Raw genomic sequence first — 12514 nt, forward strand, 5'->3', positions numbered from 1 at the left:
CCCCCGACGGGTGTTCCCGTCCAGGCTTCGGCCGCCACCGCCCCTGGGTGCGAGCCCTGGGGACGGGCGGCATGATCCACCGCGAATTCAGCGGTTGATAACGACTACATCTAGTAGCGCGGGCCGTCGCGACACCGTAATCTGGCGCCAGCTCTAAGGGGAGATGCGGTTTATGCGCTTTCAATCCGGCTTCGTCGCTCGCGCCGTGCGAGTCGCGATGGAGACCCGCGCCATAGAGCGCCCCTTCCTGGTCCAGGAGGTTCTGGCGCCCGCCGGCTGGTCCGACGCCCGGATCGAAGCCTGGCTGGACTGGGGCGATTCGCTCTCGCCCCCGCCGTCCGTCGCAGGCGGCTGGCTGAACGGCGCGCCGGACGCCTGGGCTGGGCGTTTGGCGGCCAAGGGATTGGCCGAGGGCGTCTTTGCCGACACCAAGGCGGCGGGCGCCTTTGCGGCGGAGCTGGCGGCTACGATGCAGCTCGGCCTGGCGACCCCGGTGGGACACGCGGCAACGGCCGGCGTCGTCGACCTCGCCGATCCATCCGCCGCCGCCCGGCTTTTCGCCCACAGGGCCGATCGGACGACCCAGCGGCTGGCGCGACAATCAGCGGAGGCCCTGACCGACGCCCTCTGCGCCGTCGCCGACGCGGTCGATCGTTGCGAGGGGGCCCGGGGGGATTGCGCCGACCCGATGCGAAATCCCGCGCTGGGCCGCGCCGCCGCCGCAGCCCGGGGCCGCGGGGCGACCGACGCCGACATCCTGCGCGCCGTCGACGGTGAGCGTCCCAGCCTGACGCTTCGCCCCTTGGCGGACGGCGCCCAGCTGGTGGTCCTGGCCGATCGGACCCAGACCGCCGCCGGCTCCCCTGAAGTTCTGGCCGCTGCAGAGGCCGCCCTGGACGGCGGCCTGGTCGTCGCCTTCGACCCGAGGGACGCTGAGGTTCTGGCCGAACCCGCCGCCAATCGGGTGCTGATCGACCTGGCTGCGGTCGCGGCCCTTAGCGATGGAACGTTCGATCTTCTGCCCGATCTGGTTCGTCTGTGGGTGACGGCCCTGGACCTCCAATCGGACGACGCCGTGCTCGCCCTGGGACTGGAGGGGCTTTTGGACGCCCTGGCGCCGCTCGACGGCGATCCCGCCGCCCGCGCCGAGGCCTTGGGCGCCCTGACGGCGTCGGTCGCAGCCCAAACCTCGGTCGAGCTGGCGCGGCTGCGCAGTCCCTGTGGCGAGTGGGAGGGTTTGAAGGCCCAAATCATCGACGTCGAAAAGGCGCGCCGCGACCGGCTGTCCGCCAATTCCTTCCCCCTCGCCGCCCAGGCGATCGAGATTCTGGATCGGACGTCCGGTCCCCGCCGCCACATCGCCTTGGGTCTGTTCGTCGATGACGCCGAGGCCCGCCTGCGTCTCGGCCGGGGCGCGCCCGCCGTCGTCGATCTATTCGAGACCGCAGACGGTGGAATCGGTCGCCGCCTGGCCCCGGCCCTGGCCGCCGCCCTGGTCCGCAGCGGAGGGGACGTCCAGGCGGCCGAGCGTCGCCTGTTCGGCCGACGCACCCTGGTCGAGGCGCCTGGCGTGGATCATTCCGCGCTTCGCGCCTTCGGCTTCACCGATGTGGAACTGGCCGCCGTGGAACAGGCTCTGGGTGCTGCGGAAAGCTTCGACGCCGTCTTCACCGCACCCGTCCTCGACCCCGGCTTCATCCGCGACGTTCTGGGACTGGAAGACGGCGACGGCCCCTTGTTGAACCTGCTGGGGGTGCCCGAAGAGGCTGAGGCCGCTGCGGCTCAATGGGTGTTCGGCCATGGTCATCTGAGGGATTGGGAGGGCGCGCCGACCGACCTCGCAGCCCTTCTCGCCGATCCCGCCGGCTTCGAGGGTCGCCTGCGTCTGGCGCTCGAACCCTTCAGCGACGCCCCGGACATCGCCCTTGAAACCCTCGACTGGCGCGCCACCGCCGCCCAGGCCGCGCGCACGCTCAGCCAGGCGGCGGATTACGGACGGCGCGCCATCCGGCTGAACCGCGCCGCACCTCCCCCCGGCCCTCTGCTGACCCTGCCCAAGACCGACCCGGCGCCGCGCTTCGAAGCCGCGCCCCAGACCGCCGCCGCCGCACCCGCCCCCAAGGAAAGGATCGTCGAACGGGTGGTGGAACGCGAACGCGCCCGCCGCAAACTGCCCGACCGTCGCAAGGGCTATATCCAGAAGGCGGCCGTTGGCGGCCACAAGGTCTATATCCACACCGGAGAATATGAAGACGGCGAACTGGGCGAGATCTTCATCGACATGCACAAGGAAGGCGCCGCCTTCCGCAGCCTGATGAACAACTTCGCCATCGCCATCTCCATCGGCCTCCAATACGGCGTGCCGCTGGACGAGTTCGTGGACGCCTTCGTCTTCACCCGCTTCGAGCCGGCGGGACGGGTCACCGGCAATGATTCCATCCGTTCGGCGACCTCGATCCTCGACTACATCTTCCGCGAACTGGGCGTCTCCTATCTGAGCCGCCAGGAACTGGCCAACGCCCAGGCGGATCACACCCAGGCCGAGGGCCAAAACTGGGGCGAACTGGGCGATGGAAAGCCCAAGGACGGCGAGGCCGTGCCCGCCGCACGCTTTATATCCAAGGGGTTCGCGCGCGGCTCGGCGCCGGACAATCTGGTCGTCGTGCCCTTCGGCCGCAAGCTGGAGACGGAGCCCCGGCCGGGCGGCGAGGCGGAGGCGGCGGCCTGTCCCTCCTGCGGGGACTTCAGCCTGCAACAACGCGGCGCCGGCTGGACCTGCGACACCTGCGGCGCGGCGCCGGCCTTGCAAGGCGGGGATCAGGGCTAAGTTAACGGGTCGACCCTAGGCTTGGATCAATGCGACGCCTTCGCCGGAGCGACCCCATGTCCCGCCTGACCGCCCTATCCCTCGCCGCCGTCCTTCTCGCGACCCTGGCCGTCCCCGCCTCGGCCCAGAACGCCGGTCAGATCGCCTCGGTGCGTCGGGGCGCGTCCTGCGCGGGCTGCAACCTGTTTCAGGGCGACTTTTCCGGGCTTGAGGCGCGGGGTCTGAATCTGTCGCGATCCCGTCTGCGCCAGGCGGACCTGAGCCTGAGCGTGATGAACCGCACCCGCTTCTCCAACGCCGATCTGCGCGACGTGGAGGCCTATGGCGGGGTCTTTTCCGGTTCCAGCTTTTCAGGCGCGGACCTGACCAACGCCAGTTTCGTCGGCGCCTATCTGCAAGGGGCGAACTTCGCGGGGGCCACGCTCCAGGGAACCAATCTCTCCGGCGCCGATCTGTCGCGCGCCTCCGGTCTGACGCAGAGCCAGCTCAACCGAGCCTGCGGCGACGGCTCCACCGTCCTGCCTCACGGGCTGCGTATTCCGGCCTGCTGAAGGCCGCCAATCTTGCCGGCATTTAACGAAATTACCTCGATTTAAGTAGGTCCCGTCACGGTTTCAGGGCATTCAGGCGGTGTGAAACAGATCATCCGCCCCACCCTTTCGGCCCTTTTGCCCGCCCTGGCTGCGGCGAGCGGCCTTCTGCTGGCGCCGTCCGCCTTCGCCGGCGTCGAGATGACGTTGCAAGATCGCGACGTGGCCCGGTCGGTCTCGCTCGGCGGCTCCTGCAATCGCTGCGAGCTGTCGGGGCGCAATCTTTCCGGTGCGACCTTCACCGGCGCCAGCTTCATGAACGCCACCCTGGTCGGCGCCAATCTTCGCGGCGCGGAAATGGTGGGGTCGAACTTCACCGGCAGTGATTTCAGCCGCGCCAATCTCAGCGGCGTCCAGATCGTCGGCGCCAATTTCACCTCAACCAGCTTCACCAACGCCGTCCTGACCGGAGCAGAGGCCCAGGGCGCCTCCTTCGTGCGCGCCAACCTGTCCCGCGCCAACCTTTCCGGAGGCGAGTTGCACGGCGTCAATTTCAACGGCGCCACCCTGATCGAGGCCGACTTTTCGGGCAGCGAGCTGTTCGGCGCGACCCTGGCCAATGTCCGCGCCGCCGGGGCGGATTTCAGCGATGCTGAGATCAACGCCTCCAACCTGACCAACGGGGATTTCACCGGCGCCTCCTTCCGGGATTCCAGCCTGGACGGCGCGCGGCTGACCGGCGGTGTCTTTAGCCGGGCCGACTTCAAAGACGCCTCCCTGCGGCGCACCGATATTCGAGGCACAGATTTGTCCGGCGCGCGCAATCTGACCCAGGATCAGGTGCGGGAAGCCTGCGGCGATGGATCGACCCGCCTTCCCGGCCGGCTGACGGCCCAGGCCTGCCGCGGCGCAATCCGCGTCATCCGCGCCGTTCCCGCGCCGCCGACGCCGCCCGCGCCGCCGCGCGTCCGCAACTTCGTGACTGCAGAGCGCTGACGCCCTGCTGAATGCGGTCGAATCGAAAAGGGCGCGCCTTTCGGCGCGCCCTTTCTTTCGTTCAGTCAGGCCGATCAGACCTTGATCGGCGGGGCCGTGCGGATGTGCAGCTCCTTCAGCTGGCGCTCCTGCACCGGGGCCGGGGCGCTCATCAGCAGGTCCTCGCCCTGCTGGTTCAGCGGGAAGGCGATTACCTCGCGGATGGCCTGCTGACCGGCCAGCAGCATGACGATCCGGTCGATGCCGGGCGCCAGGCCGCCGTGCGGCGGGGCGCCGAAGCGGAAGGCGTTCAGCATGCCGCCGAACTGCTCTTCGACCACCGAGGCGTCGTAGCCCGCGATTTCGAAGGCCTTCAGCATGATCTCGGCCTTGTGGTTCCGGATCGCGCCCGAGCACAGCTCATAGCCGTTGCAGACGATGTCGTACTGATAGGCGCGGATGGTCAGCGGATCCTGGGCCTCCAGGGCCTCCAGCCCGCCCTGAGGCATGGAGAAGGGGTTGTGGCTGAAGTCGACCTTCTTCTCTTCTTCCGACCATTCGAACATGGGGAAGTCGACGATCCAGCAGAATTTGAACTGGTTCTCGTCCACCAGCTTCAGCTCCGTCCCCACGCGGGTGCGGGCAAGACCGGCGAATTTGGCGAAGGTCGACGGCAGGCCGGCGACGAAGAAGGCGGCGTCGCCCTGGCCCAGGCCCAGGGACTGCATCAGGGCCTCGGTCGGCTCCTGGCCCAGGTTCTTGGCGATGGGGCCGCCCCAGGCGCCCTGGTCGTCGGACCAGAAGATATAGCCCAGACCCGGCTGGCCCTCGCCCTGCGCCCACGAGTTCATGCGATCGCAGAAGGCGCGGCTGCCGCCGGTCGGCGCCGGAATGGCCCAGACGGCGTTCTTCTCGTCGGCGCCCAGGATCTTGGCGAAAAGGCCGAAACCGCCGTCGCGGAAGTGGTCGGACACGACCTGCATCTTGATCGGGTTGCGCAGATCCGGCTTGTCGGAGCCGTACCAGGCCATCGACTGGGCGTAGGTCAGGCGTTCGAAGCCCTTGTGTTCGAAGCTCTGACCGAAGTCGTTGGTGAAGGTGTGGGTCTGGTCGATGGGCGAGACCGGCTTGCCCTCGCCGAACTCTTCGAAGACGCCGTGCATGACGGGTTCGATGGCGGCGAAGACGTCTTCCTGGGTCACGAAGCTCATCTCGACGTCGAGCTGGTAGAACTCCAGCGACCGGTCGGCGCGCAGGTCTTCATCGCGGAAGCAGGGCGCGATCTGGAAATAGCGGTCGAAGCCCGAGACCATCAGCAGCTGTTTGAACTGCTGGGGGGCCTGCGGCAGGGCGTAGAACTTCTCGGGGTGCAGGCGGCTGGGCACCAGGAAGTCGCGCGCGCCCTCGGGCGACGAGGCCGTCAGGATCGGCGTCTGGTATTCCAGGAAGCCCTGGTCGAACATGCGGTTGCGGATCGACTGGATCACGCGCGAGCGCAGCACGATGTTCTTGTGCAGGGTCTCCCGGCGCAGATCGAGGTAGCGGTGCTTGAGACGGATCTCCTCAGGATACTCCGGCTCGCCGAAGACCGGCAGCGGCAGTTCGGCGGCTTCCGACAGGACTTCGACGCCCTGGACCCGCACCTCGATCTCGCCGGTCGGCAGATTGGGGTTCACCACGGCGGCGTCGCGGGCGATCACTTCGCCGTCCACCTTGATCACGCTCTCGGCGCGCAGGCGCTCGACGGCCGCGAAGCCGGGCGTCTCGGGGTGCAGCACCAGTTGGGTCAGGCCGTAGTGATCCCGCAGGTCGATGAACAGCAGGCCGCCGTGGTCGCGCTTCCGGTGAACCCAGCCGGACAGGCGGACGGCGGAACCGGCGTCGGAGGCGCGCAGGGCGCCGCAGGTATGGGAGCGGTAGGCGTGCATGAACAGACCGTCTGGAAATCTGGCGGTGGAATCTGACGCCTTCGGCGCCTGAAATCGAAGCGGCGTAGGGCGCATCATCGCCCCGGAAAGTCAAGGTTTCAGCCGTTGCAAACCCCGCTGCGGCGCGCAATAGCGGTTCCAGTCAAAGCTGAAGGCGCCCATGTTCATCGTCACCATCACCTATACCCAGCCGATCGAGGCCATTGAGCAAAAGACGGTCGAGCACCGCGCCTGGCTGGACCAACACGTCGCCAGCGGCCTGATCCTCGCCGCCGGCCCGATGGTTCCTCGCACCGGCGGCATTCTGGTCGTCCGTGGCGGCGGAACGAAGGAGGCGCTGGAAACCTTGCTGAAGGACGATCCTTTCCAGGTCCACGGCCTGGCCGATTACAAGGTGACCGAGTTCAAGGCGGGCAAGCTGAACCCCGCCCTGGCCGATTTCGCCTGAAACGCTCCACAGGGTCTAACGTCCCTCCCCATTACCAACAGGCCCGCTCTGACACAGGCCGACCGGGCCTCTGCTATGACAGAACCATGTCCGCGCCGAGCGCCCTGAGCCCAAAGCCCGCCGAACAGCTGCGTCTGCCGCTGGAACGCCCCGTAGGCGACGCCTTCGTGGTCTCAGACAGCAACGCCGAGGCCGCGCGGGTGCTGGCGGCCTGGCCGGACGGCGTGGGTTCTGTCCTGGCGCTCTATGGACCGGCGGGAGCCGGCAAGAGCCGTTTGGCCGCCGACTGGGCCGAACGGGTCGGCGCCCTGCCCCTGCACGGCGTGGAAGCGGCTCTGATCGACCCCCTGGAGCTGGAAGGCCGCCCCGTCCTGCTGGATTCGGCCTCTGATGCGGATGATGAAAGCCTGTTTCATCTGATCAATCTGGCGAACGTCTCCGGCGGCGCCCTTCTGCTGGTGGATCGGGCGGCCCCGCGGCAATGGCGAGCAGCCCTGCCCGACCTGCGCTCGCGTCTGGATGCGGTGCGGGCCGTGGCCGTCGAGGCGCCGGATGATAAGGTGCTGTCGGCCATTCTTCGCGCCCGCTTCGCAGAGCGCAGCATCGCCCCCGCAGACGACGTCATCGACTATCTGGTGCGACGCCTGGACCGTTCAGCGGACATGGCCGTGCAGGTGGTGGATCGGCTGGACGCCCTGCATCGCCCGGTGACCCGCCCCCTGGCCCGCGAGGTTCTGGACCAGCTCGGCGACGCAGACGCCGCCTGAAGCGCCCCCTCCCTACGATCTTACCCGCCCCTGCAAATTTCCGGCTCGTCCGCTTGCGGCCGTCACAGTCGCGCGCGACAACCGGCGCATGACCGACGCTGCGATTCAAGACGACACCCGGGGCGAGGAAGTTCCAGCCTCCCGCGCGCCTCAGCTGGCCCTGAACGAAGATCTGATGATCTCGCCGTCGCGCTTCTTCAATCGCGAGATTTCCTGGCTGGCCTTCAACGAGCGCGTGTTGGAAGAGGCGGCCAATCCGAACCATCCGCTGCTGGAGCGGCTGCGGTTCGTCTCGATCTCGGCGAACAATCTCGACGAGTTCTTCATGACGCGCGTCGCAGGCCTGAAGGGCCAGTTGCGCGAGCGACGCAGAATCCTGTCCGCGGACGGTCTGACCCCGGCCGAACAGCTGGAGCGCATCAATATCGCAGCGGGCCAGTTGATGGCCGAACAACAGGTCCGCTGGCGTCAGCTGAAGAAGGAGTTGGCTGCGGCGGGGATCGAGGTGGTCGATCGCAACCGCCTGACCAAGACCGAAAGGGAGCGGCTGGAGCCCGAGTTCCTGAACCAGCTGTTCGCCGTTCTGACGCCTCTCGCCATTGATCCGGCCCACCCCTTCCCCTTCCTGCCCAACCTCGGCTTTTCCCTGGCGCTGAAGCTGAAGCGCAAGGGCGAGACCAAGACCTTCTACGCCCTGGTGCCGGTGCCGACCCAGGTGCGCCGCTTCTGGGAGTTGCCGACAGACGGTCGCTCGGCGCCGGGTCGCAAGCGGTTCATCACCCTCGAGAACGTGCTTCTGCTGTTCATCAACCACCTCTTCCCCGGCTGTGAGGTCCTGGAAAAGGGCCTGCTCCGTCTGATCCGCGACAGCGACATCGAGATCGAGGAAGAGGCTGAAGACCTGGTGCTGGAGTTCGAGGAGGCCTTGAAGCAGCGGCGCCTCGGCTCGGTGGTGCGCGTAAAGATCGAGGCCTCCATGCCCGCCGATCTGCGCGACTTCATCATCGGCGAGTTGGAGGCGACGCCCCAGGACGTGGTGCTGGTGGACGGCATGCTGGGCCTGGCTCAGCTGTCGGACCTGATACCCGGCGGCCATCCCGATCTGAAGTTCAAGGGCTATGAGCCCCGCTATCCGGAACGGGTTCGGGACAATGGGGGCGACATCTTCGCCGCCGTCCGAGAAAAGGACATGCTGATTCACCACCCGTTCGAGAGCTTCGACGTGGTGGTGCAGTTCCTGCGTCAGGCGGCGCGTGACCCGAACGTCATCGCCATCAAACAGACCCTGTACCGCACCTCCAAGGACAGCCCCATCGTCGCCGCCCTGATCGAGGCGGCCGAGAACGGCAAGAACGTCACCGCCCTGGTCGAGCTGAAGGCCCGTTTCGACGAAGAAGCCAACCTGCGCTGGGCGCGAGCGATGGAGCGGGCCGGCGTCCACGTCGTCTTCGGCTTTGTCGAATACAAGACCCACGCCAAGCTGAGCGTCGTGGTGCGACGTGAAGGGGACGGCCTGCGAACCTATTGCCACTACGGCACCGGCAACTATCACCCGGTCACGGCCAAGGTTTACACCGACCTGTCCCTTTTCAGCTGTGATCCGGCTCTGGCGCGCGACGCCAGCCGGGTGTTCAACTACATCACCGGCTACGCCACCCCGGACGAGTTGGAGGCGTTGATCGTCTCCCCGCTCAACATGAAGGCCAAGCTGATCGAACTGATCGGCAAGGAGATGTCGGCCGCCGCCATGGGCAAGCCGGCGGCCATCTGGGTGAAGCTGAACGCCCTGGTCGATCCCGAGATCATCGACGCCCTGTACCGGGCCAGCCAATGGGGCGTGCGAATCGACCTGGTGGTGCGCGGCATCTGCTGCCTGCGCCCCGGGGTGCCGGGCCTGTCGGAGAACATCCGGGTCAAATCCATCGTCGGCCGCTTCCTGGAACACAGCCGGATCGTCTGTTTCGCCAACGGCAAGGATCTGCCGCACGACAAGGCCAAGGTCTTCATCTCGTCAGCCGACTGGATGACCCGGAACCTGAACCGGCGGGTCGAGGTGATGACCCCCATCCTCAACGCCACCGTCCATGATCAGGTGCTGGATCAAATCATGGTCGCCAATCTGAAGGATGATGCGCAGAGCTGGGTCTTGGACGCCGAAGGACGCTATACGCGCGTTTCCCCCGCCGATCCGGAACGCCCCTTCTCCGCCCATGATTACTTCATGACCAATCCCAGCCTGTCGGGCCGCGGGCGCAAGGTGAAGACCTTGCCGGCCGTCCTCCGCTACGAGCGCCCCGGCCGTTGATGGGTGACATCGCCCCAGCCGGCCGCGACATCGCCGCCATCGACATCGGCTCCAACTCGGTTCGCCTGGTCCTGTACCATCTGGAAGGCCGCGCCGTTTGGACGGTGTTCAATGAAAAGGTCTTGGCGGGCCTGGGCCGCGATCTGCCCGCGACGGGCCGGCTGTCGCCCGAGGGGGTCGCCATGGCCCTGACGGCGCTTCGCCGCTTCGCCGCCGTCCTGGAAGGCGTGCGCCCGGACGCGACCCTGATCGCCGCCACAGCTGCGGTGCGAGAAGCCGAAGACGGGCCTGACTTCTGCCAGAGGGTGGCGGCGGAGACCGGGCTGAACATCCGCGTATTGAGCGGCGAGGAAGAGGCGAAGTACGCCGCCATGGGCGTGTTGGCGGGCGCCCCGACGGCCCAGGGCGTTTCGGCCGACATGGGCGGCTCCAGCCTGGAGCTGACTCAGTTGAAGGGTCTGAAGGCTCTGAAATGGACTCGAGGACAGGGCCTGACCCTGCCGCTCGGGCCCTTCGCCCTGGCCGAGGGAAGCGGTTTTGACGCTGAACGGATCAGGGGCCGCATCGACCAGAAGCTGAAGCCGGTCGCTTCACGGTTCCGAACGGACCGGCTCTACGCCGTCGGCGGCGCTTGGCGCACCCTGGCCCAGGTTCACATGGGGCTGAAATCCTATCCGCTGAAGGTGGTGCATCAATATCAGATGTCGGCGAACGAGGCGTTGGAGACCGCGCGGCTGGTGTCCCGACAATCCGCCGTCAGCCTGGCCAAACTGCCCGGCGTCTCGAAAACCCGCGCAGAAACCCTGCCCTACGCCGGACTGGTGCTGGAGGGGTTGATCAATCATCTGGGCCTCAAACACATTGAAATGTCGGCCTGGGGCGTGCGTGAGGGCCTCCTGTTCGAAACCCTGGACAAGGCCACTCGGACGGCTGATCCTCTTCTTGCCGGCTGTGCGGCCCTGGGCGGCCGTCAAGGGGTGGCGCCCGCCCTGCCGGGCGCTCTGAAGGGATGGATCGCCGAGATCGTCGCGGCGCTTCCCTCCGTCTTCGGCGCCAAGCGTGACGACGTGCTGGTCGCCGCCGCCTGCCGTCTGGCGGACCTGGGCGCGCGGCTGCACCCGGATCACCGCTTGGAACTGGTGTTCGACCAGGTGCTGCGCGCGCCCGTGGCGGGGATCAGCCACGACGAACGCGCCTTTCTGGCCAGCGCCCTGAACGCCCGCTACGGCGGCGGTGCAGCCACGCCCCAGCCCGAGGTCATCGACCGGCTGCTGGACGCCGTCGCCGCCAGACGCGCCCGCGCCCTGGGGCTGGCCATCCGCCTGGCCTGCGATCTGTCCGGCCGCTCGCCGCAACTTCTCGCCAACGCCACGGCGCGTGTGAAGGGCGGAGAGCTTCGGCTGACGGCGACGGAAGGTTATGCCGACGTTCTGCTGGGCGAACAGACGCGCAAACGCGCCAAGGCTCTGGCCGAGGCGATGGACCTGGGCCTGAAGATCCAGAGCTAGAGGATCGACGGCGCGTCGAGCCCCGGCCTCTAGCCTTCGATCTCGACCACCTCGACCCGGGCGCCGCTCAGCACCAGGGCGATCTCGCCCCGTTTCAGCTTCAGCGCGTCCTCGCCGAAGATCTGACGCCGCCAGCCCTTCAGCGCATCCACGTCGGCGTCGTCCGTAACGGCGATCTTCTCAAGGTCGGAAACCGTGGCGATCAGCTTGGGCGCGACGCCGGCGTTGTCGCTCTTGGCCTTCAGCAGCACCTTAAGCAGCTCGACCACCGACGGAGGCGCCGGCTGGCGATGGGCAGGGCGCTCCATCTCGGGCGCATGGGATTCCGGATCGGCCAGAACGCGTTTCAGCTCCTCGGCCAGTTCCAGCCCCAACCGCGATCCGCCGAACCCCTTGGGCACCGAGCGCAGCCGGTTGAAGGCGTCGGGGTCGGTCGGCGCCTGTTGCGCGACCTCGTCGATCCCCTCGTCCTTGAGGATGCGGCCGCGCGGCTGGTCGCGCTCCTGGGCCGCCCGCTCGCGCCAGACGGCCACGGCCTTGAAGGCCGCCAGATATTTGGCCGAGAATTTCTTGGGCTTCAGCCGCTTCCAGGCGTTCTCGGGATTGGTGTCGTAAAGGGCCGGATCGACCAGGCTCTCCATCTCCGCCATCACCCAGTCCAGCCGACCTTCCTTCTTCAGCCGGTCGCGCAGCTTCGGATACAGGGCCGCCAGATGGGTCACGTCGCCCAGGGCGTAGACCAGTTGGCTGTCCGACAGGGGGCGTCGCGCCCAGTCGGTGAAGCGGCTGCCCTTGTCCAGTTCGACGCGCAGCATCTGCCGCACCAGGGAATCATAGGCGACCTGTTCGCCGAACCCGGCCGCCATGGCCGCCACCTGGGTGTCGAACATCGGCTTGGGCATGGCGCCTAGGCGCACGAAGATTTCTACGTCCTGTCGACAGGCGTGGAAGACCTTGATGATCTTCGGGTCGCGCAGCAGATCCAGGAAGGGCTCCAGGTCCAGGCCTTCCGCCATCGGATCGATGATGCCGGCGTGATCGGCGGACGCGGCCTGGATCAGGCACAGCCTGGGCCAGTAGGTCGTTTCCCGCATGAACTCGGTGTCGACCGTGATGAACGGGGCGGCGGCGAGGCGGGCGCAGAAATCGGCCAGCGCCTCATTGGTGGTGATCGGCGTCATTCCGATGCTATAGCCCCCCGCAACCCACCTGTGGCAAGAGCCGCG

The 12514-nt window shown here is 67.4% G+C and carries 9 protein-coding genes; 7 read left to right on the forward strand and 2 right to left on the reverse strand.

The window, feature by feature from the left end; all coding sequences use genetic code 11:
* The first annotated feature begins 172 nt into the window (after positions 1-172).
* The 3 genes from ACW178_RS12290 to ACW178_RS12300 all read left to right on the forward strand — a co-directional run bounded on the left by ACW178_RS12290 (position 173) and on the right by ACW178_RS12300 (position 4353).
* Positions 173-2827 carry a TSCPD domain-containing protein gene (locus tag ACW178_RS12290; protein ID WP_492024612.1) on the forward strand — a complete coding sequence of 885 codons (2655 nt, stop codon included), beginning with the start codon at positions 173-175 and terminating at the stop codon, positions 2825-2827.
* A gap of 56 nt (positions 2828-2883) precedes the next feature.
* A complete protein-coding gene (locus ACW178_RS12295) occupies positions 2884-3378 on the forward strand; it encodes a pentapeptide repeat-containing protein (RefSeq protein WP_152950607.1) in 495 nt (164 codons plus the stop codon).
* Positions 3379-3459: 81 nt separating this feature from the next.
* Positions 3460-4353, forward strand: coding sequence for a pentapeptide repeat-containing protein (locus ACW178_RS12300; RefSeq protein ID WP_191558667.1), 894 nt, complete (start codon positions 3460-3462; stop codon positions 4351-4353).
* A 74-nt stretch (positions 4354-4427) separates the two neighbouring features.
* Here ACW178_RS12300 and aspS read toward each other — a convergent pair whose 3' ends face one another.
* Positions 4428-6260, reverse strand: a complete 1833-nt coding sequence (gene aspS, locus ACW178_RS12305; protein ID WP_492024613.1) for an aspartate--tRNA ligase — start codon at positions 6258-6260, stop codon at positions 4428-4430.
* Between the two features lie 160 nt (positions 6261-6420).
* Here aspS and ACW178_RS12310 point away from each other — a divergent pair, with 160 nt between their 5' ends.
* From ACW178_RS12310 to ACW178_RS12325, 4 genes are all read left to right on the forward strand, one after another.
* On the forward strand, positions 6421-6708 hold the full coding sequence (locus ACW178_RS12310) for a YciI family protein (RefSeq protein WP_152950610.1): 288 nt from the start codon (positions 6421-6423) through the stop codon (positions 6706-6708).
* 86 nt (positions 6709-6794) lie between these two features.
* Positions 6795-7475, forward strand: coding sequence for a P-loop NTPase family protein (locus ACW178_RS12315; RefSeq protein ID WP_191558666.1), 681 nt, complete (start codon positions 6795-6797; stop codon positions 7473-7475).
* 88 nt (positions 7476-7563) lie between these two features.
* On the forward strand, positions 7564-9780 hold the full coding sequence (locus tag ACW178_RS12320; protein WP_492024614.1) for an RNA degradosome polyphosphate kinase: 2217 nt from the start codon (positions 7564-7566) through the stop codon (positions 9778-9780).
* The gene (locus ACW178_RS12325; RefSeq protein WP_191558664.1) at positions 9780-11288 is read left to right on the forward strand and encodes a Ppx/GppA phosphatase family protein; all 1509 of its coding nucleotides are present in this window, start codon (positions 9780-9782) and stop codon (positions 11286-11288) included. Before ACW178_RS12320 ends, ACW178_RS12325 begins: the two co-directional genes overlap by 1 nt.
* A gap of 29 nt (positions 11289-11317) precedes the next feature.
* On the opposite strand, the gene rnd is transcribed toward ACW178_RS12325, so the two are convergent.
* Positions 11318-12469 (reverse strand): ribonuclease D, encoded by a 1152-nt coding sequence (gene rnd, locus ACW178_RS12330; RefSeq protein ID WP_152950613.1) that lies wholly within the window; start codon positions 12467-12469, stop codon positions 11318-11320.
* Positions 12470-12514: the final 45 nt, after the last annotated feature.

It is taken from the genome of Brevundimonas sp. AVps4 (assembly GCF_058681525.1).